The sequence below is a fragment of the Paenibacillus montaniterrae genome, assembly GCF_018403185.1.
GTDB classification, from domain to species: domain Bacteria; phylum Bacillota; class Bacilli; order Paenibacillales; family Paenibacillaceae; genus Pristimantibacillus; species Pristimantibacillus montaniterrae.
In genome coordinates this window covers 128,578-148,279 of the sequence record NZ_BOSE01000003.1, presented here as the reverse complement: position 1 = coordinate 148,279, position 19,702 = coordinate 128,578, and the positions used below count along the sequence as shown (strand labels likewise).

20 protein-coding genes are annotated in these 19,702 nt (G+C 45.3%); 6 read left to right on the top strand and 14 right to left on the bottom strand.

Features of this window, described 5'->3' with window-relative positions; genetic code table 11:
• Positions 1-26: 26 nt before the first annotated feature.
• Positions 27-1,256: an NAD(P)/FAD-dependent oxidoreductase gene (locus KJS52_RS09770; RefSeq protein WP_213514583.1), complete on the top strand. Its 1,230-nt coding sequence runs from the start codon at positions 27-29 to the stop codon at positions 1,254-1,256.
• Positions 1,257-1,642: 386 nt separating this feature from the next.
• On the opposite strand, the gene KJS52_RS09765 is transcribed toward KJS52_RS09770, so the two are convergent.
• Positions 1,643-2,188: a hypothetical protein gene (locus KJS52_RS09765; protein WP_213514582.1), complete on the bottom strand. Its 546-nt coding sequence runs from the start codon at positions 2,186-2,188 to the stop codon at positions 1,643-1,645.
• A 210-nt stretch (positions 2,189-2,398) separates the two neighbouring features.
• Between KJS52_RS09765 and KJS52_RS09760 the strand changes: the two genes are divergently transcribed.
• Positions 2,399-3,568, top strand: coding sequence for a magnesium transporter CorA family protein (locus KJS52_RS09760; protein ID WP_213514581.1), 1,170 nt, complete (start codon positions 2,399-2,401; stop codon positions 3,566-3,568).
• 102 nt (positions 3,569-3,670) lie between these two features.
• Here the strand turns inward: KJS52_RS09760 and KJS52_RS09755 are convergent, their stop codons facing one another.
• Complete coding sequence (locus KJS52_RS09755; protein ID WP_213514580.1) at positions 3,671-4,639, bottom strand: Gfo/Idh/MocA family protein; 969 nt, start codon at positions 4,637-4,639, stop codon at positions 3,671-3,673.
• A gap of 158 nt (positions 4,640-4,797) precedes the next feature.
• Between KJS52_RS09755 and KJS52_RS09750 the strand changes: the two genes are divergently transcribed.
• Positions 4,798-5,640, top strand: a complete 843-nt coding sequence (locus KJS52_RS09750; RefSeq protein WP_213514579.1) for a lipase family protein — start codon at positions 4,798-4,800, stop codon at positions 5,638-5,640.
• Here KJS52_RS09750 and trhA read toward each other — a convergent pair.
• From trhA to KJS52_RS09705, 9 genes are all read right to left on the bottom strand, one after another.
• The gene (trhA, locus tag KJS52_RS09745; protein WP_213514578.1) at positions 5,612-6,256 is read right to left on the bottom strand and encodes a PAQR family membrane homeostasis protein TrhA; all 645 of its coding nucleotides are present in this window, start codon (positions 6,254-6,256) and stop codon (positions 5,612-5,614) included. The two genes, KJS52_RS09750 and trhA, sit on opposite strands and share 29 nt — an antisense overlap.
• Before the next feature lie 615 nt (positions 6,257-6,871).
• Positions 6,872-7,588 carry an alpha/beta hydrolase gene (locus KJS52_RS09740; protein WP_213514577.1) on the bottom strand — a complete coding sequence of 239 codons (717 nt, stop codon included), beginning with the start codon at positions 7,586-7,588 and terminating at the stop codon, positions 6,872-6,874.
• A gap of 153 nt (positions 7,589-7,741) precedes the next feature.
• Positions 7,742-7,960, bottom strand: coding sequence for a hypothetical protein (locus tag KJS52_RS09735; protein WP_213514576.1), 219 nt, complete (start codon positions 7,958-7,960; stop codon positions 7,742-7,744).
• A gap of 80 nt (positions 7,961-8,040) precedes the next feature.
• Positions 8,041-8,382: a LapA family protein gene (locus tag KJS52_RS09730; protein WP_213514575.1), complete on the bottom strand. Its 342-nt coding sequence runs from the start codon at positions 8,380-8,382 to the stop codon at positions 8,041-8,043.
• Between the two features lie 440 nt (positions 8,383-8,822).
• Positions 8,823-9,320, bottom strand: coding sequence for a VanZ family protein (locus KJS52_RS09725; RefSeq protein WP_213514574.1), 498 nt, complete (start codon positions 9,318-9,320; stop codon positions 8,823-8,825).
• Positions 9,320-10,180 (bottom strand): M15 family metallopeptidase, encoded by an 861-nt coding sequence (locus KJS52_RS09720; protein ID WP_213514573.1) that lies wholly within the window; start codon positions 10,178-10,180, stop codon positions 9,320-9,322. Before KJS52_RS09720 ends, KJS52_RS09725 begins: the two co-directional genes overlap by 1 nt.
• A gap of 87 nt (positions 10,181-10,267) precedes the next feature.
• Positions 10,268-11,425, bottom strand: a complete 1,158-nt coding sequence (locus KJS52_RS09715; RefSeq protein ID WP_213514572.1) for a HAMP domain-containing sensor histidine kinase — start codon at positions 11,423-11,425, stop codon at positions 10,268-10,270.
• Positions 11,418-12,098 (bottom strand): response regulator transcription factor, encoded by a 681-nt coding sequence (locus tag KJS52_RS09710; RefSeq protein ID WP_213514571.1) that lies wholly within the window; start codon positions 12,096-12,098, stop codon positions 11,418-11,420. The genes KJS52_RS09715 and KJS52_RS09710 overlap by 8 nt, the downstream gene beginning before the upstream one ends.
• Before the next feature lie 78 nt (positions 12,099-12,176).
• Positions 12,177-12,737, bottom strand: a complete 561-nt coding sequence (locus KJS52_RS09705; protein ID WP_213514570.1) for a hypothetical protein — start codon at positions 12,735-12,737, stop codon at positions 12,177-12,179.
• Between the two features lie 291 nt (positions 12,738-13,028).
• Between KJS52_RS09705 and KJS52_RS09700 the strand changes: the two genes are divergently transcribed.
• Positions 13,029-13,994 (top strand): acetylxylan esterase, encoded by a 966-nt coding sequence (locus KJS52_RS09700; RefSeq protein WP_213514569.1) that lies wholly within the window; start codon positions 13,029-13,031, stop codon positions 13,992-13,994.
• A 79-nt stretch (positions 13,995-14,073) separates the two neighbouring features.
• On the opposite strand, the gene KJS52_RS09695 is transcribed toward KJS52_RS09700, so the two are convergent.
• Both KJS52_RS09695 and KJS52_RS09690 read right to left on the bottom strand, forming a co-directional pair.
• The gene (locus tag KJS52_RS09695) at positions 14,074-15,597 is read right to left on the bottom strand and encodes an ABC transporter substrate-binding protein (RefSeq protein WP_213514568.1); all 1,524 of its coding nucleotides are present in this window, start codon (positions 15,595-15,597) and stop codon (positions 14,074-14,076) included.
• A gap of 121 nt (positions 15,598-15,718) precedes the next feature.
• On the bottom strand, positions 15,719-17,605 hold the full coding sequence (locus tag KJS52_RS09690; RefSeq protein WP_213514567.1) for an LTA synthase family protein: 1,887 nt from the start codon (positions 17,603-17,605) through the stop codon (positions 15,719-15,721).
• Positions 17,606-17,860: 255 nt separating this feature from the next.
• Between KJS52_RS09690 and KJS52_RS09685 the strand changes: the two genes are divergently transcribed.
• Together KJS52_RS09685 and KJS52_RS09680 are read left to right on the top strand one after the other, a co-directional pair.
• Positions 17,861-18,445, top strand: a complete 585-nt coding sequence (locus KJS52_RS09685; RefSeq protein WP_213514566.1) for a DUF4190 domain-containing protein — start codon at positions 17,861-17,863, stop codon at positions 18,443-18,445.
• A 20-nt stretch (positions 18,446-18,465) separates the two neighbouring features.
• A complete protein-coding gene (locus KJS52_RS09680) occupies positions 18,466-19,236 on the top strand; it encodes an exodeoxyribonuclease III (RefSeq protein ID WP_213514565.1) in 771 nt (256 codons plus the stop codon).
• A 108-nt stretch (positions 19,237-19,344) separates the two neighbouring features.
• On the opposite strand, the gene KJS52_RS09675 is transcribed toward KJS52_RS09680, so the two are convergent.
• Positions 19,345-19,698, bottom strand: coding sequence for a hypothetical protein (locus tag KJS52_RS09675; protein WP_213514564.1), 354 nt, complete (start codon positions 19,696-19,698; stop codon positions 19,345-19,347).
• Positions 19,699-19,702: the final 4 nt, after the last annotated feature.

Below are 19,702 nucleotides of genomic sequence, written 5' to 3'. Positions count from 1 at the left end.
ATACTAGCGTTGAGGTGATTCCCGCTATGAAGGAGCTTCATTATGGCGCTTATTATTGGAAATTATTTGATTACGGCCCCGTAGAATGGCCGAGGTTGAGCCAATCGCTGTCGACAAAGGTGCTTATTATTGGCGGCGGCATGTCGGGACTGCTGGCTGCCTATATGCTGCATGAGCATCAAATAGATTTTGTTCTTGTGGAAGCTGATGAAATCGCTGATGGAAGCTCGCTTGCCAGCACTGGACTGCTGCAATATAGCAACGATACTATGCTCTTTCAGCTCCGCCAGAAAATGAGCAAGGAATCGGCAGACTATTATTACCGCTGCTGCTTTGATGCAGGTAAGAAGGTACAGCAAATTGTTGCTAATTTGCAGCATGAAGCCGGCGACTTGCAGTATTATACTCGCTCCAGCATGCAATACAGCTCGGCTGCTCAGGATGTCAACAAGCTGGAGCAGGAGTATGAGGCGTTATCGAGCATAGGCTTGCCGTGCGAGCTGTGGCGGGAGGCTCAAATTGCAGAAAAATTCCCTTTTAGCAAGCCGTGTGGCCTCATTACACATGGAGACGCCGAAATCAATCCGCACATGCTTGTGTTAAAGCTGGCGCAATATTTAAGCAAGAAAGGCCAGCAAATTTTTGAGCGCTCATCTGTAAATCACTATAAAAAGCTGGAAAACGGCCGCTACCATGCGGTCGTAAATGAACAATACAGCATTGATGCTGACTATATTATTCATGCTGTAGGCTACCAGTATGAGCAATTGCAGCAGCCGCAGCTGCAGCTAACCGTCAAGCGCTCTTACGTCATTGTAACCGATCCCGTCGCGGACTTAAGCTTTTGGCATCAAAAAATGATGCTGTGGGAAACAGCACGACCATATCTTTATGTGCGGACAACTGCGGATTCCCGCATTATGATCGGCGGGCTTGATGAAACGACGAATCATTTGAATCACGATCAAGGCTCGATCAGCCTGCATAGTCAAAGACTGCTAAAGGAGTTAAAGCAGCTGTTTCCTGACCTCGATCCGCAGATTGCCTTTCAATGGAATGCAACCTTTATAGAAACGAAGGACGGGTTGCCCTATATCGGCACAGATCCGCAGGACCCAAATTTGCTTTATATACTTGGCTATGGAGGCAACGGAACGATTTCCAGTGTGATCGGAGCGCAATGGGCCGCTGATTATATTAGCGGCATCGGCATCATGCAAAAGCTGAGCTCTATCCTCTCCTTGTCCAGATCATAAAACAGCCTCCATCATAATCACATCAATCGCGATTGTGATGGAGGCTGTTTGCATCGTCATCAAGTCGAACTTTTTGAACTGCCTCAGCGCTCCGGAGCAAAAGCATCCTCCAGTCGCTTTTTAAATCGTAATGATTCTTATTTTGATTTTTATGGTTGCATTACGATGTTAAAAGTGACACACGTTCGTTTTTCGGATGCTTTGCTCCTCCGCTGTAGCTTTTTTGGGTGCAAGAGCAAGAAGCTTGGACGCTAGTAGAAAACAAGGAGCGCAGCGTAGAGCAATAGCTACGTGAGCACCGCAGTTTTCGCTAGCGTTCAAGATTCGCCGTCGACTAAGCTACAATGCTACGCATCGTCATCAAAGTCGGACTTTTTGAACTTCCTCTACAAGCTGTTTTCGATTACCTCTACGGCTCCAATCTCCCCCAAATCATCTGAACTGTCCTCGGAAAAGCTTGCCGACAAGCTATTGAACAATGAAACGTCATCAGAAGACTCATCCTCGCCAGTAATACAAACGACGCATTGTCCTGCTCGCAATGCATGGAAGCAGCGGCGCGCGGCATCCTCAGACAAACCATATTCCATTAGCGACGGAACACCATTTTCATCGTCATCATAAATTTGAATTAGCGCTGGTATTCCGCCAACAGGTACTTGCGAAGATTGCTGCTGGGCAAAAAACGGAAAGACAAGACGATCAAATTCCCCTTCAACCGTGTTGAAGCCTTGTTCTTCTCTACGATTGGCGCTTGCAATTTCAGATAATAAATCAATATGAACCGCAGTTTCTGCGTTTAGTAAGCGGCTATGCTCAACATTCGATACTAGAACACGAAGCGAGCTGGCAGGAATCCCTCTGCTTTCAAGCTTTCTCAAGCCTTCAGCAGCTTCATGCTCTGTATTAAACAGCAATACTTTTTTGATCAATGCTATTACCTCCTTAAATCATCATTCAATTCATCATTCGCTCTATGTTGGTATTCCCATTTGCTTGACCCGTCACTCATTTTGTCGAATTTTTATAAATATTAGCTATTCCTGTATTATTTGTACGATACGGTTGTACCTAGATAATCATTTGCGCTATGATGTAAAGTAGATGTTTTAGGAGTGAATCCAAGGGAGGTTGCAGATCAGTTGATCCATCGAAATCTTCGTTATATGGCGGGCTGGGAATGGCATGTTCTGCAGCTCAAGCATATCCCTGTTTCTTCGTCGCGCCGTCAGCATGCTAGCTCCAAAGCGCATTCCGCTTCTGTAAATGACGCTGACGAACGCTATGCAACGGAAAAGCGCGAGCTTATTCAAGCCTATCCCGAAGCAGCAGCTTGGATTAATGACAGCTACGAAAGATTTACAAACAACATTTTAATTCAAAAAGTCGAGCAGTATGGCCCTGTCGTGCAGGGCACGATATTGATACAGCTGTCTGATGATGAGCAAGACGTCGCTCCATTCCATTTTTGGTTGTCGGGCAACAAGCTGCTTACGATGCAGCGCGATACAAGAATTCCGCTGCGACTGCAGCATCTCACCATGCTGGAGGAATACGAGCGCTGTCAGCATGCGCCAGAAGCCTTTTTCATTATGCTGGGCACGCTATTGGAAAGCTTGCATATCGGTCTCGATCAATTCGAAAAACGGCTCGGACAGCTTGAAAAGGATATGAAGGAGCAAAACCGCAAGGATTTGCTCGATACCATTATCGAGCGGCGCTATGAGCTCCTCCACTTTAGCCATCTCTATCTGCCCATTCGAGAGCTGGAAGGACTGGCCAAGGAGGCGTTTCTCGATCAGTTAACGAATAGTGAAGGCTATCAGCGCTTGCAGTATCGTTTTCAGCGTGTAGACAATCTGCTCAAGCATTACGCCATTGAAATCGACACTTTAATTTCAGTTGATGATGCCCTATCTAATTTTCGCGGCAATGAAATTATTCGAACGCTCACTATTTTTACTGCAATTTGCTTGCCGGCTTCAATTATCGGGGCATTGTGGGGCACTAATTTTGTGAAGATCCCTTTTAAAAATGAGCCGCTTGGCTTCATATACATGATTGGAGCTATTCTCATTATTACGGCCTTCATCTATTACCTGTTTTGGCGCAAGGGCTGGACGGGAGATATTTTATCAAAGCGAAAATCGGCCAAGCCTGAAAAGCTGAATGAGATTATATTAAAGCAGCCTCTTCCCGAAGAGCTGCCTTCCCGCAAACAGCGAGGCAAGAAAATAAAAGAGCAAGCTGAAGCCGTGCCAATGGAATTGACGAATGACGCGCCTCTGCCTTCCCGCAAGCGCAAGCTATAAAAAAGAAGTGGGCTAGAAGGTCAGTATTCACTAACTTTCTAGCCCACTTTGCTTATGTTTTTTAGAATTACTGTAACACTAACTAGCAAGCTGTAACAGCTGCTATAGCTTAATCGCGTGTCCACTGGCCGCAGATTGATTGGCAGCCATAGTTACGCGATGCGTTTGATAAGCATCCTCGTAGCTGGAACGAATACGCGAGGTGTCACCGGTTCGAACAGCATGCAGAAAAGCTGCCATCTGCTTTTCGTATGGATTGCTTTTATTCAAATATTCTACAATCTGCCCCGCAGTGAAGTCTTTTACTCCGCCATGGCTAATTTCCAGCTTGCCTGCATTGGTATAAATATGCAAGCCTGCATGATCGCCAGCAGGCAAGATGCATGTATTGCTAATCGTAGCAACAGTGCCATTGCTCAGCTTCAATGTAACTGTACCCGCATCGGCAACATTGGCGTTCGGGTCCTGCTCACTCAGAATGCCTTCATGGAAAGCAGCGTAGACCTCCGTCACTTCCCCAGCCAAATAACGAAGCAAGTCTACGATATGCGTAGTTTGCTCAACAAATTGACCTCCAGAACGTTCCTGCCTGCGCCACCATGTGCCGCCTGGCGCTCCGCCCATCCAATAGCCAAGCGCTAATGCCAGCTTGCGTTCGGCTAAAAACTGCTTCGCTCTTTCTGCTCCATCCATATATCTGAAATGATAGCCTACCGATGTGATTAGCTGCTTTTCCTGAATGCCCTGCAGCAGCTTGTGCGGCAAATCCGCTTCACTGGATAAAGGCTTTTCCACTAGAAAAGGTATGCCGCGCTTAATGCATTGCTCCTCGAAGCTGCCGTGTGCAAACGGCGGGGTGCAAATATATACCGCATCAAGCTGATGCGCATCAAGCATTTGCTCAACCTCTCCATAGCCTTTTGCATTAGGCAGCTTTGCTGCAAACTGCTGCGCTTTCTCCTGAGTGCTGCCTGTGACCGCTACCACTTCTACTGCTTCCTGCTGTGTAAGCAGCTTGGCATGCATGTCTGCAAACCATCCTGTGCCTATCATTCCGATCTTTAGCGACATTCCCATTCCCCCTTATTCTTTTCTCCATTATAGCCATAGCCTGGAAGCGCTGTCCACGTTTGAAATTTTCTTTTATTCTTTCAACTCAGCAGGTACCCATTTCATAGCAGCGACATACTATATAATCTACTTACCTCTTAAGAAATGGAGGGTTTGTTATGTCTTATCACCAGCCGACACGCGGTCTGCAGGAGCCGAATTATCAAAGCGCATTGTTTCTTGCGGCGATTTGCAGCCAAACCTATGTTCAATTCGCCAATAAAGAAACCGGGGCATTTATAAAACCAGAGCATTATGACCTGGTTGGTTCAATTATGACGTCTGAGCTTGGAATTGATCATGACCGCTATGGCTTTGTGCTTGCTTCCGAGCAAAATACGATACTGGCTTTTCGCGGCAGCAGCACCTCGATTGATTGGGTGTATGATTTTATTGCCCAGCAGACAGAATATTTGCCCAATAAAAATGCCGGTCAAACCCATAAGGGCTTTACCGACATCTATTACACTTTGCGTCAGCAAGTGATGGAGCTTTTAAGCCATTGCAATGCTGACCATCCGCTTTACATTACTGGACATAGCCTGGGGGGCGCTTTAGCGACGCTTGCAGCGCTTGACATTGCCAGCAATACTTCTTTTCATGCGCCTATTGTATATACGTTTGGCGCGCCTAGAGTTGGCGATCCGGCATTTGTTAGAACATACAACTATACCGTGCCTGTAAATTGGAGATTTCAAAACAAGTACGATATCGTTCCTCATCTGCCTACACTTGTCTACCATTCACCGCAAACGGATGAAACCTATTTTTATCTTCATGTAAAGGGCGAGGTACAGCGTTCCTTCCGCCACGGCTCGGTTTCAGCCAATCATATTATGTCCAGCTATTTTCAGGATTTGGCTGACGATATGCCTGATATTGCACAATCGATATGCTCAAGCCCGCTAGGTTTTTGTCCGGTCGAGGAAACGATTAAGCAGGCAGCACATACAAAAGAATAGAAAAGAAATGAACAATGGAGCCAGCCAGTACAAATAGATGCCATACGGCATGGTGATATGGGAAGCTGCGCCACATATAAAATACGGTGCCAACCGTATACAGCACACCGCCGATCACAAGCAAGGTTAGTCCTTGAGGAGCTAAATTTGCTACAAGCGGCTTCCAGGCAAATACGATGCACCAGCCCATCAAAATGTATAAAATAGTTGACGTAAATAAAAAACGGCTGGCAAACATCGACTTAAACACAATTCCCAGCACGGTCAGCCCCCATACTATGCCGAACAGCACCCAGCCCAGTGTGCCTTGTATAACGTGAAATAAAATAGGCGTATACGTGCCTGCAATAAAAACATAAATACAGGAATGATCAATCGCTTCAAATACTTTTTTAGCTCTCCCCTCCGGAAAGCTGTGAACCAGCGTAGAAGCACAGTAAAGCAGCACCATAGAGCTGCCATATATCGTAAAGCTCACGATATGCAGCGCCGTACCTTTAAGCGCGGCAAACACAATGAGCAGCACCAAGGCCGCTATACTAAGCAAAACACCAATCCCATGCGTAATAGCGTTCGCAATCTCCTCGCCCTTTGTATAACTATGAGTATTAGCCACCCTTTCACTCCTCAATAAGCGCGTTCAAAACTCGACGTCATCAAAGCCGAGCTTTTTAAACTACCCTTTCAATCGAGGTTTAAAAAGCTCGGCTTTCAGGACCAAGAAGCTTGGACGCTAGTAGAAGGCGAGGAGCGCAGCGTAGACAGACCTACGTGAGCACCGTAAATTTCGGCTGAGTTCCATATTCGCCGTCGAATCCGCTACAACGCAACACTTCGTCATCAAAGCCGAGCTTTTTAAACTACCCTTTCAATCGAGGTTTAAAAAGCTCGGCTTTCAGGACCAAGAAGATGGCACGATACTAGAAGGCGAGGAGCACAGCGTAGGCAAAAGCTACGTGAGCACCGCAGCCTTCGGTAGCGTGACATATTCGCCGCCGAATCCACTACAACGCGATACATCGTCATCAAAGCCGAGCTTTTTAAACTACATCTTCCAATCGAGGTTTAAAAAGCTCGGCTTTCAGGACCAAGAAGCTTGGACGCTAGTAGAAAACGAGGAGCGCAGCGTAGGCAAAAGCTACGTGAGCACCGCAGTTTTCGCTAGCGTTCAAGATTCGCCGCCGAATCCACTACAACGCGATACATCGTCATCAAAGCCGAGCTTTTTAAACTACCTCTTAAGTGTAGCGGATTGGAGCCACTCATTCAAGCAACCCTCAATCCTCCCCAACGTCTTATCCAGGTTGCAGCTGCTTAGCTCGTCTGTAAATTGCGAGGAATGGCGGAAGTAATCAGCATGTCCACCTAAAGTGTTCACCCCTAGAATACGCCCCGGTGCGTACTTGCGTGCATCCCAGCGCGGAATCGGCATGCCGCGATACTCGACTGACCAGCCTCCCCAGCTGCCCAGTTTCGTAATCGGGTCCTTCGTTTTGCCCTGCTCATCAATGGAATGGATATAGCTGACCCGTTCCCTGAGCTGAGGAATAATCCGTGTTTTAGGTGAGCCGATTTGAATAACCTTCGTATTAATCGGGTAATTGTCCTCGTATATTTTTCGCGCGATTTGATAGGCAGCAACGCCGCCACCGCTATGTCCAATCATCAGCAGCTTCTGCTCATGATAATAGTCTTTAATTCTGTTCCATACCTTTCTCCCGCCTATACCTGCATCAAATGTGTAATGCGACAGATCGGCTCTAACCTCAAACAATTGCAACAATAAGTTTCTATCCATTTCGCCATAAGGAAATAACATCTCGATGTCTGGTGCAATTCCTTTTTCGATAAGCTTTTGCTGCAAGCGCTGTTCTAATGCATGAAATGCGCTCGGACTCGTCTTTACACCAGCTAGCAAAAATACTTTCAAAGACTGACTGGCTTGCATCTGTTCTCCTCCGAATTGTTGTAATTAGCCTATTTACATTATGCAGGCTTTTTTGGAATTCATGCAGCAATCGCTCATGAAATAAATTCCTGCACCTAAATAAAAAACGCCCACAGCTGTGAGCGTTCTTGCTGCAAGCAACTGGTCTGCGAACTACACACCCATTTTCTTGCGCTGATTATTTACTTTTTTTGTATTTTGGCTAACTAGCTTTTTCGTGCCAGTGGATTGCTGCTGCTTGCCTGGCTTGCCCTGCTGCTGCTTGCGTGCCGCCAATAGCTGCTTGGCACGCTCAGCTTGAGAAAGCGCCTTGGAAGCTTCGGCTTGCTCTGCTGCTTGATCCTCGCCTTGGCGTAATTCTTGATTAGACATTTCCGAAACACCTGCCTTTAAGGTTACCTCTTCCTATATTGTACTACATTCAATTCAAATAAATAAAGCGAACAAAGCGCTTATTTTTGATTTTGTTGCGATAGCTCGTCCTCAATCTCAGTAGCAGAGCTTTCCTCGTACTTGACCTCATCAACTACAGTCAAGCCTTCTGGTCCTCTAGCCTCAAGCAGCTGCTTCTCAAGCTGTTTCACCCTGCGCTGTAGGGCGAAAAAACGGAGCATGCCGATTGAGCCTACTAACAGCCCTCCCAGCAGTGTCGAAATCATAATAACAAGGATAAGCGGAGTTCTCGTCGACCCAAATAAATAATTCACTTCAACCGCATCCACATTAATAACTGCGAAAATCGCAATAAGCAGCGCAAATAATAAACCCGAAATAAGCATCCACTGACTTTTCATGACAATCCCTCCTGCAAAGTGCAAGTCGTTCAAAAATTCGGCTTTCAGGACCAAGAAGATGGCACGATACTAGAAAGCGAGGAGCGCAGCGTAGAGCGTTGTTACGTGAGCACCGCAGCCTTCGGTAGCGTGACATATTCGCCGTCGACTAAGCTACGAAGAAGTCACATCGTCATCAAAGTCGGATTTTTGAACTTCCACTTTAAATAAAGGTTCAAAAATTCGGCTTTCAGGACCAAGAAGATGGCACGATACTAGAAAGCGAGGAGCGCAGCGTAGAGTGTTGCTACGTGAGCACCGCAGCCTTCGGTAGCGTGACATATTCGCCGTCGACTAAGCTACGAAGAAGTCGCATCGTCATCAAAGTCGGATTTTTGAACTTCCTTGGTTCATCCACTATAAGATTCTCATAGAAACTGCCATTAGTAAAGACTCCCAATTTAAAAATGCTTTCTTAGTAAGTATAGCAGACTTACAAAGCATGCCCCTATTGTTCCGCCGCATGTATTCAAAATCAAATCATCGACATCAAAAGAACCCATTAGCAACATCAACTGCATGCTTTCAAGCATCAAGCTTAGCAAAAAGGAAAACAGCGCTGCAGTGGCAATGCGCTGCTTGTTTTTCCACAGGCCAATAATAACTCCAGTAGGAATAAAGATTAATACATTTCCATATAAATTAAGCCATTGTGATGGCCCCATATGTGTAGACAGGCTGCTGCGAATCGTATAAAAAGGAATAAAATTTGCCGACTGTATGCGGCTTTCTATTAAGGATGGCCGCTGCATAACAAGCTGCAGCTGAAACTTCAAACTATCCAGCTGTGACAGAATAGACTGCTGCAGAGGCATCATCTTGAACAGGATAATGGAAATGAGCATATACACATTTACAATAGCGAGCAGAGCCAACAGAATCCGAAATATTGTTTTCATTACAGCTCGCCCTCCACCCAGGAGGTGACGATCACTCCACCGACGTTATCACCAGAGATCGTATAGCTTGCGTCGGATGGAAGCTTGATCAGCAGATCAGAGCTGTAGCTGTAGTAGTCAATCGTAAAGTGGCCATCCTTCGTTCCTACAGACAAATTTGGATTCTCAGCAAGGTACTGCAAATACTCCTCCAGCACCCATCCATGCTCCTGCATAATTAAGCTGTGAGGCAGTCCGACATAACGAAAATGCCAAGGCTCGTATTGTATCCCAGTAATGTGCTGCTTGTTTGGCGGATATCGTAAAATAAAGCCGTAGTCGGCAGCATGATCTCTTAGCCAGGCGCCTTCCGGGGCAACCTCCATCTTCATCGCAATCGAGCTTATATCAACGGCCAGCCCGCTATTATGCTCGCTATAGCCCGCAGGCAGCGCGTAATCGCTCCCCTGCTGCTCATACAGCATCGCCTGCTGCTCCATAGAGCGGTAGCCGCTCGTCAGCATAAAGCCTTCCAGTCCATCCTGCCGTGCGGCTGCGAGCATCTTCTGCAAAGCCTGCAGCACTTCATCGGACAGCATAATCGTATCGTTTTCCAGCGCAAATCCTGCTCCAGCCGCCTGATCTCTTGCAAACTCTACGATGTCCTCGGCGATCCCTTCAGCAGACAGCTGACTCTGTGCATTAATAAGCAGCAGCTTGCCGCGATGCACCTGGTCAGCTTCTATTGCAACCAGCTCAATTTTTTTATTATGATCAACTTCCCCGTGCTTAGAAGTAATCTCCAGCTTTTGCTCCTGCAGCAGCTGTCCCAGTAAAATTATTGCAGTTAATGCTGCAAGTACAAACAACCATTTCTTCATTGCAAACTCTCCTTCAGCCAACATATCGTCAGCTTAATGGAAAGTTCTTAAGTAAAAGACAGGCAAGTTTTTAAATTTTTCTTAAGCTTACAAATTTGCTTGCTGCATTTGCTTAAGCGGTATCGTGACAGTGAAGCTTGTCTTCGTTACATCGCTGCTTACTGCAATATGGCCTTTATGCTGCTCAACTATGTTTTTGGCAATAAAAAGCCCCAAGCCCGTGCTTTCATTGTGCTGCAATCTCGCTTGATCGCCCTGATAAAAAATATCAAAAATGTGCTGCAGCTCGCGTTCGTCGATCATCGCCCCGTAATTGATTACCTTCACCGCAATCTCCTGCTCCTTCACTTCTGCGACCAAATCAACATACTGACCATCTCTGCCATAACGCGCTGCATTGCTTAATAAATTTTCGAACACTCTGGCCAGCAGCTCGCCATCCGCTTCAACTGGCAGTCTTGCAGGCATATCGAGCCTTGTCGTCAGATTGTATTTTTCAAAAAGCGGGTACAGCTCTTCAACCAGCTGAGAAAGCAGCTCGGCCAAGTCTATTTCCTGGATATTCAAGCTCAAGTGCCCGTAATTCATACGTGTAATTTCAAACAATTGCTCAATCAGACTTTCCAGCCTTTTTGATTTCGTATAGGCAATCGTCATAAAATGCTTGCTGCGTTCTTGATCAAGCTCATCATGCTGCAAAATATAGTCCAGATAGCCAATTACTGACGTAAGCGGCGTACGCAAATCATGTGCCAAATTCATAACCAGCTGATCCTTGCTGCGCTCAGCCATATCTCCTCTGCGAATGGCCTCCTGCAGCTTCTCCGCCGCACGATTGATGTCTTGTGCAATGAGCTGCAGCTCATCATTGGTATTTAGCTCCACCTTGCGCGAAAAGTCGCTATTCGCTAAATGATGAATCCCTTGTGAAATCGTGCGAAAGTGACGCACGTAAGGCTTGGTAATCATATAAAAAATAATAATCGAAAGTGGAATAAACAGAATAAGGAACACATTCAGATCGCCGATTTGCGCAATCCATTTGCGTACACCAGCCAGCGGATCGCCAAGGTAAACATGAGTGCGGTAATACTGCCTCAATGCCAAATATACCGTATACGTGGCAATACCGGAAATAAGCATGCTCAGTGCAAATGCGCCAAGCATTTTAGTGCGAAAGCTGGCAAATACACCGCCATTATTCAGTTGGTCCGAAGCAGCTTGATGCCCGTCATCGTTAACCATTGAAGCTGTACCCCACTCCCCATACTGTTTTGATCCATTTATTTTTATCATCGCCCAGCTTTTTACGCAATGTCCGAATATGAACCATTACGGTATTGGCCGTGTCCATATAGGTTTCACCCCATACGTGAACAAAAATATTTTCCGTACTAAACACCTTTTTAGGATGCTGCGCAAGCAGCAGCAATATATCGAACTCTTTCGGAGTCAGCTCGATTTCCCGATCGTACAGCTGTACGATGCGCGTATCCAGCGAAATGCGCAAGCCATTACGCTCCAATATACTTTCCGCTTGCTCCGTCCGGGACAATACATGATAGCGGCGCAGCTGCGCCTTAACACGGGCAATGAGCTCCATCGGATTAAACGGCTTCGTCACATAGTCGTCCGCCCCCATCACCAGCCCGGTTATTTTATCCATATCGGTCGTTTTAGCACTTAGAAATATAATTGGCATCGCATAATGCTCACGTATTTTTTTCGTTAATTCCAGTCCATCAATACCAGGCATCATAATATCCATAATAATAAGATCTACAGGATGCGACAGAACGTATTGCAGCACGGACTCTCCATCATGCCTCATAATCGTGGAATAGCCTTCCTGCTCCAGCTGCATCGCAATAAGCCCTGCAATATGCTCGTCATCCTCTGCGATCAAAATCGTAACCATTAACGACTCTCCTTATCATGCTTCGACTAAAAATCAGGTCATATATAGGAAAAAAGCATCCTCTACAATAAAGGATGCTTAGGCAGTGCGAAATTGTTTTCCTTGACGCGCTCGATGCAGGGCGCCAATATAAGACGACAAGCTTCCTTGATATAGAAGCTCAAGTCTTGCCTCCATAAAATCTGCCGGAGTCGTTAGTTCTGGAAATTTGTTAACAACAAATACATTGGCGTTCTGCAGAATGCTGTTTACGAATTGAGAGCAAAAATAGTAATTTCTCCGCTGCCATTGTATCCCGAACCATACTGCGAATATGCCCAGGAAATTGTAGCGGTATTTATCACTCTCATTCATAAAGAATTCGATTTGCTCACGTATACTAGCATAAGCTTGTTCCTCTACCTTCAGCTTGTAGATTCTGCATGGTGAGTTATGAAAGATTGGGCCGCGTACATCTTCTCTCACAAAGCCGCCAATCCATGGGTTCGCTTGATCCTTCCGACCAAAGCTGTAAACCTCCTTCAACTCCTGGTCAAAGGCTATGGAGACATGGCAGAATTTCTCACCAGTACATAATTGGATGGAACGCGCTAGCAGTGTTCCTGTATTTGTTAGCAAAATATAAATTTCCTTCTCCATATCCTCTTTGACCCCCTGAAAGAATCTTGTTATCTTAACATTACCTTAAGATATGATCCAATGTAACCGCCCAAGGTATTAAGTCATACTAGACGTAAGTCGTAAAGGAACATCCATCTTTTTACAATATGATATGATTTTACTTCATTTTTAGTAGACATACAATAGTCCAAATCTATGCAAAATCTATTATATTTTTTTACTTGAACGACTTATTGTTTTAGAAATGCAATTATGGCACAATGCTACTAGTGCTAACTACATAATTTCGTATAAAAAGGAGAATGATACATGCCTCAACCGTATGATATGCCGCTCGAGCAGCTGCGTCAATACAAGCCAGCCTCGACCGCAGCGGCTGATTTCAATGATTTTTGGCAAGAAACCTTGCAGGAGCTTGCTAAAACCCCGATTTCATTTACAAGAAATGAAATCGTTTACCCTGTAAAAGGGTTAAAAGTTTATCAAATCTTCTATAAAGGCTTTAATGATGCGCAAATCGAAGCCGTGCTGGCCATGCCAGAGCAAAATGAGCCGCTGCCTGGAATCGTCGAGTACCATGGCTACAACTGGGTAAATGATGGCGATGTGCATCAGGTCGTTAATTTGGCTTTGAAAGGATACGCCGTGCTCAGAATGTATTGCCGCGGGCAATATGGCGGTTCCATTAACAATGTCATTGCCAGCAACGGTCATAATGTTGGCTGGATGACGCAGGGCATTCAGAACCAGTATGAATACTACTACCGAGCCGTATTCATGGATGCCGTACGCGCTGTTGAAGTGCTTGCAGCTCAGACAGAAGTAGATGCATCGCGTATCGCCGTTACAGGCGGCAGCCAAGGCGGTGCCATTACGCTCGCAACTGCTGCATTATCATCTATTCCCGTGCTTGCTGTAGCTGATCATCCTTACCTTTCCAATTTTGACCGAGCGATTGATATAACACCTGCTGGTCCATATTATGAGCTAAATGAGTATTTTAGACGTACAACTAGCTATCCGGAGCTGGAACAGCAAGCCAAAAAAACGCTCAGCTATTTTGACATCATGAACCTGGCGCCGCGAATTAACTGCTATACTTGGCTTTCAATTGGCCTCATCGATGATATTACGCCACCATCAACCGTGTTTGCTGCATATAATCATTTGACCTGCTCAAAAGATATTGCGGTTTACCGTTATTTCGGCCACGAGCTGGTACCTGCATCGATACCGGTCCGCTTGCAGCTGTTTATGGACTACTTGCAAAAGTAGATAGAAATAAGAACGAGCTAGCAGCGTGAATGATCATTCATTGCTTGCTAGCTCGATTTTTTTATAAATGTACGGTCAGTTACTCAGCAGCTTCTTCAGTAGCTTCTTCTGTGGCTTCTTCAGTAGCCTCTTCAGTAGTTTCTCCTGAAACTTCTACTAACGGCCTTGCTACGCCACCGCCGCCTTCACCATACTTATCTTCCCAATACTGATCGATTTCTTCCTGAGTCATCTTGCCTTGCGCCAGCAGCTCATTACCTTTAATTTGCAGCGTGGACAATGCTTCATCGATTGTCGCTTCGTTGCTGTTTATTTTCGCAAGCTCAGCTTGCATCAAGGAATAGAATTCAAACTGGAAGATTTCTGGAACTTTGTTGTAATCCATGTTGTTGTTTTGCGTCGATGGACGAACTTTAAAGAATGCTTCGTAGTTGCGATCGTTGTCCTTAGCCATATAAGCCGTTCTTAGCGGCATATTGCCATAAGACAATTTGGATTTTACGCGTGCGAACTCGTCACCAGTAATATAGGAGATAAATTCCCATGCTTGATCAATATTAGTCGATGCGCTATTAATGGCGAAAATATTATTATAGCTAACATAGCTCGACTCTTCTGGATTAGACGAGCTTACAGGCGCCGTCACAATATCCCAGTTTTGAATTAGATCCTCTGGATTTTGCGCGTAGTTTGCCAAATTATTTAGCTCGCCCATCAAGTAGTTTCCGTCAAGTCTCATCGCAAGGCGACCACTATAGAATGGATCACGAGCATACCAATCGCCTGAGTAGTTCATATAGTCTTCATTTTCATACATATCGCTTTCAAAGAACAATGCATTTGAATTAAGCACCGATTGAGCTGTCTCAACCAATGATTTCCACGCAGGGGTGTCAATGGTCATTTGCAGCGCATCTGCATCAAACATACGCAAATTTTCGCCTTGTGACAATATATTGACCATTTCGCTCAGGTCTTTGTTCCAGCCCATCTTCAAACCGTAGACGCGCTCCATTGGCTCTCCTTCTGTCGGGAACATTTTAGCGAGATCAATAATTTGAGCCCATGTCATTTGATCGGTTGGGTGAGGTACGCCATACTCGTCAAACAAATCCTTGTTGTAATAGATTACCTGGCTGTACATGCCAGTTGGCATTCCATATAGCTTGCCGTTGCCAAGAGCCTTCATTGAGTCAACGAGCCCTGTTACAAGGCCTGCAGCATTGTATTTTTCTTCATTCACGAAATTTTCAATGTCGTAAAGCTTGCCCTCTTCACCTAAAGTTGCCAACTGAGTGGCATCAACCATGACGATGTCAGGTTTTTCTTCGTCAAGAAACTGCTTAAATACAGTCTCGTAATCTGTTTCCTCTGTTACTTTCTCATAAAGGCTATTCGAATTGACAACTTCAATTTCTACATTAGGATTTACTGCACTGTACAGCATGCCATATTCCGAATAGAAGGAATCTTGATCATAGTACATAACTTTTAGTGTTGTTGGCTGTGCATTATTGCCTTGATTCGATTTGCCGAAGCTGCAGCCTGCCAACAATGTTGCAGTCATACATACTGCCAAGCTTGTTTTCAACCATCTTTTCATATTAGCTTTTACACCCCTCAAATTTTCTACACTCTTTCATTCTAAACGATAGGGTGCGGAAAAAGGTTGCATGGTTTCCAACAATTTCTGAAATTTTTCTAATAATTTTTTTTCGAGCCGCTTATTTTCTCTGCGGATAATTGGACGTGTAAAGATCTGACATTCCCATCAGCTCTAATATATAGCTGTAGTCCTGCCTCAACGTGTCATCGAACTCAACCGGCTGATGCGTTTCCAGTGAAATCGCCGTACCGTCACTAAAGCCTGTACCTGGTACAAACAGCACCTCATCATTGAAAAAGCTGCCTGTCGGCAAATAATAGCGGACACCAACAATATTCGTCATCGCATTAAGCAAATCCGAGCCAAACAAGATTAGCTCCGAATTTGGTTCCGATATGCCTAATACATTCAGCAAAGTCGGCAGCATATCAATTTGTCCGCCTACCTGTTCAACTCGCTCACCTGCAACTCCTGGCACTTTCACAATAAATGGGATATTCATTCGTGAAATGATGTCATGATAGGAAATGCCAAGCTGCTCGCTTACCCATTCCGGATCATTATCCTTTGTCTGCAATCCGAAATGGTCTCCGTAAATCGCTACGACGCTTTGCTGCAGCAGCCCCTTCTCTTCAAGCTGCTCCATAAATTGTCCCAGCTGCTTATCTGTATAATGCATGGCCTGCAAATAATGACCGAGCTGAGTATCCTCAAGCTCAGCAGGCAATTCCAGCTCCTGATACTGCTCGGGAATTTTAAACGGATGATGGCTGGATACCGTAACAAGCTGGGCGTAAAAGCGTTGATCACTTGACTGCAAAGCCTCCAGCTTATCCAGCGCAACCTTGTAGAGCTGCTCGTCAGAGGCGCCAAAGCTGTTAAACTGATCATTTTCAAAGCTGGCTTTATCGTAATATCCTGTAAAGCCGAGGGCAGGATACATTTCATTGCGGTTCCAGAACGTTACATCATTAACATGAAAGGTATACGATTCATAGCCTTGCTTCGCCAGCAAGCGCGGCAGGCTTGCCACCTCTCTGCCTGTAAGCTGCTTGCTTGTAGCCTGTACAGCGCTTGGATACGCCCCGGTATTCATTAAAAATTCCGCATCCGATGTATTCCCTTCTGCAATTTGCTGATACACATTAGGGAAGTAAAAGCTTTGCTGACTTAATTGATTAAGATACGGGGTAACCTCCTGACCATTCAGCTCCAAGCCGATCACGAAGTTTTGCATCGACTCTATTTGCACGACAATAAGATTATGATCGGATGCAATGCCGTGATATAGCGATCGCTCCTGCTCCTCTTGCCCCGCGAACCATGCTCTCACTTCCTCACGCAAGCTCTCCAGCTCGGCAGCAGTCAGCTCCTGCTGCTGTCCGCTCGCAGTTGCGCTATTAACGGCAAGCTGATACGACAATACGCCAAGCCGCTTGGCTAAGGCATGGCTATTTTCGATATGCTTGCTGCCGAGCAAGCTGCCTACAACTACAGCAAGCGATGCTGCAGTAATTATTAGCGAAAATTTTCTTGAGCGCCAGAAGCTCGGTTTTGCAGAGCTTCTCACTAATAGCTTCATCCAAGGCTTTCTTTCGCGGGAAAACGGTGAAATGAGCAGCACCATGAAGAAATCTACATAAAAGATCCACATATAGAGCTCAAGAGATGCGGTAATGCTTTCACTAATTTGTCCAACCTGATTTAAACTTGATAACGTGTAATAAGTTGGAACGTTCCCGTAATAGCTATAATAAATAGCAGTTGCAAACCATATTGTAGATATTAGGACTGCCATTGCCGTCTGCAATCCTTTGCGCCACTTTCCAGCAACGAAGCAAGCAGGCAGCGCCATCAGCAGGCCGATTGCTCCAATGTCGGAAAGAATGCCAAGCAGCGACAAATCGTCCAACACTTTAAAGCGAAAAATAAGCAGCTTTACAACGAGCATCACACTAAAAAGCAGCACCATGTTTTTTCTTATCCATCGAAAGAATGGTTTCATTTCATCACTCCATAGCTATACATCAGCTTATTCCATTTACAAAATCTCAATAAATTGCATTATTCACCTAACGTGCCGACTTGTCAACTGGGAGATGCTTCTGAAAGCTGCATGTTATTCATTGTTGAATATGTGAATCTTTGCTATGATAAAATAGCGTAACGACGTATCACTCGCGGATACTGCGAAGTACTTTTGCTACAAGCAGCAAAGCAGGATCCAAATGATGTGTGAAAAGTTTAAGGAGGATTATTAATGAGCGATCATTCTAATAATGAGGGGCCATTCGACAACAACCAGAACCCTTATAACCAAAATCCAGATGGCTCGCAAGGCAATACTGGTGCTAACAGTCAACAGGATTCATACTATCGTCAAGAGGAGCAGTACAACTCATTCCAGAACAATCAGCAGCAAAGCTACACTCAGGACAGCAGCTATCATAATCAATATCAGGCTCAGCAGCAGCCAAACTATTCTCAGAACTATCAGCAGGGCCAATATGGTCAGTATCCGCCACCTCCACCGCCGCCAGGTGGGTATCCGTATCCACCCCCAGGCTATGGTCCTAGGAAAACGAATACTAAATCTATTATTGGCCTTATTCTAGGCATCGCATCCATCGTTTTGCCGTATATTGGCTTCTTTTTCGGAATAGCGGGCATTATTGTCAGCGCCTTGTCTTTAAAGGAAATTAAAAGAACCTACGAGGAAGGCAAAGGAATGGCGATCGGTGGACTTGTAACAAGCATTATCGGCACTATATTGTATGGGCTTATTTTTATTTTCCTAATTTTCGTGGTTGCGCTTGCCGCTCAAGCAAATAATTACTACTACTAATCTATAAAAGAGGCTTTTTCATGAATAAACCTGTCAAATTCGTATCCTGGAACGTGAATGGCTTGCGAGCCTGTATAGGCAAAGGCTTTATTGAGCAATTCCAACAATTCGATGCAGACTTTTTTTGTCTGCAGGAAATCAAGCTGCAGGCTGGTCAAATTGAACTGGATCTTGGACCTGACTACGTCCAATATTGGAATTATGCGGAGAAAAAAGGATATTCAGGCACTGCAATTTTCACCAAGCATCAGCCACTCTCGGTTTGGTACGGAATTGAGGAAAATGCAGAGCCTGAAGGGCGAATCATTACGCTGGAATACGATGACTTTTACTTGATAACAGTCTATACACCGAATGCGAAGCGCGACTTATCGCGGCTGGATTACCGTTTGGAGTGGGAGCAGCGTTTTGCTGATTACGCAGACAAGCTGAAAAGCAAAAAGCCTGTTATTATTTGCGGAGATCTTAATGTAGCGCATCTTGATATCGATGTGAAGAATGCCAAGTCGAACAAAGGCAACTCCGGCTTTACAGATGAAGAGCGCAGCTGTATGACTGCGCTGCAGCAAAGAGGCTTTATTGACAGCTTCCGTCACCTGTATCCCGAGATAGAGGATCGCTTTACATGGTGGTCGTTCATGCCGAAGGTGCGCGAGCGGAATATCGGCTGGAGAATTGATTATTTTCTTGTTTCCGAGCAGCTAAAGCATTCGATTGCAGAAGCTACTATTGAAGATCATGTAATGGGCAGCGATCATTGTCCTGTTACGCTAACTTTGCAGCTCGGCTAGCAGCAGGTGTATTGCAGCGCTGCGCAGCAGCACCTTCTCTACCAAAACAGGGTGGTTCCAAAAGTCATGCTTTCCTGACTTTCGGAACCACCCTGTTTATATTTATTGCTATTGGCTATTCAGCGGTATGCGATATTCCGAGCAGGTCTCAACAATATGCTCACCTTGATCATATACCCAGCTGAAATGAAACGTATTGCCCTCGTAGCCGGTTCGTTTTCGAATATCGGGAACGATGAGCGTGTCCATATTGGCAACAATTGTTTCTTCCATCTCTCTTAAGCGGCGTAAAGTTTCCTTTGCTAAAGGCAGCGCCTCCTGCTCGGGCAATGATTGCAGGAAGTAAATTTCGGCGATGTCATCCTCGGTCAAGCCGTCTTCCAGCACGATCCCGCTGCCGCGAAACACTTCCTTGACAATACTGACCCAATCCGCTACTAGATCCATTTGAATGTCATACATGACT

Coding starts and splice junctions, on each gene's coding strand:
- KJS52_RS09770 (WP_213514583.1), top strand. CDS start 27: ATGAAGGAGCTTCATTATGGCGCTTATTATTGGAAATTATTTGATTAC.
- KJS52_RS09755 (WP_213514580.1), bottom strand. CDS start 4,639: ATGTCGCTAAAGATCGGAATGATAGGCACAGGATGGTTTGCAGACATG.
- KJS52_RS09750 (WP_213514579.1), top strand. CDS start 4,798: ATGTCTTATCACCAGCCGACACGCGGTCTGCAGGAGCCGAATTATCAA.
- KJS52_RS09740 (WP_213514577.1), bottom strand. CDS start 7,588: ATGCAAGCCAGTCAGTCTTTGAAAGTATTTTTGCTAGCTGGTGTAAAG.
- KJS52_RS09735 (WP_213514576.1), bottom strand. CDS start 7,960: ATGTCTAATCAAGAATTACGCCAAGGCGAGGATCAAGCAGCAGAGCAA.
- KJS52_RS09730 (WP_213514575.1), bottom strand. CDS start 8,382: ATGAAAAGTCAGTGGATGCTTATTTCGGGTTTATTATTTGCGCTGCTT.
- KJS52_RS09725 (WP_213514574.1), bottom strand. CDS start 9,320: ATGAAAACAATATTTCGGATTCTGTTGGCTCTGCTCGCTATTGTAAAT.
- KJS52_RS09720 (WP_213514573.1), bottom strand. CDS start 10,180: ATGAAGAAATGGTTGTTTGTACTTGCAGCATTAACTGCAATAATTTTA.
- KJS52_RS09715 (WP_213514572.1), bottom strand. CDS start 11,425: ATGGTTAACGATGACGGGCATCAAGCTGCTTCGGACCAACTGAATAAT.
- KJS52_RS09710 (WP_213514571.1), bottom strand. CDS start 12,098: ATGGTTACGATTTTGATCGCAGAGGATGACGAGCATATTGCAGGGCTT.
- KJS52_RS09705 (WP_213514570.1), bottom strand. CDS start 12,737: ATGGAGAAGGAAATTTATATTTTGCTAACAAATACAGGAACACTGCTA.
- KJS52_RS09700 (WP_213514569.1), top strand. CDS start 13,029: ATGCCTCAACCGTATGATATGCCGCTCGAGCAGCTGCGTCAATACAAG.
- KJS52_RS09695 (WP_213514568.1), bottom strand. CDS start 15,597: ATGAAAAGATGGTTGAAAACAAGCTTGGCAGTATGTATGACTGCAACA.
- KJS52_RS09690 (WP_213514567.1), bottom strand. CDS start 17,605: ATGAAACCATTCTTTCGATGGATAAGAAAAAACATGGTGCTGCTTTTT.
- KJS52_RS09685 (WP_213514566.1), top strand. CDS start 17,861: ATGAGCGATCATTCTAATAATGAGGGGCCATTCGACAACAACCAGAAC.
- KJS52_RS09680 (WP_213514565.1), top strand. CDS start 18,466: ATGAATAAACCTGTCAAATTCGTATCCTGGAACGTGAATGGCTTGCGA.
- KJS52_RS09675 (WP_213514564.1), bottom strand. CDS start 19,698: ATGTATGACATTCAAATGGATCTAGTAGCGGATTGGGTCAGTATTGTC.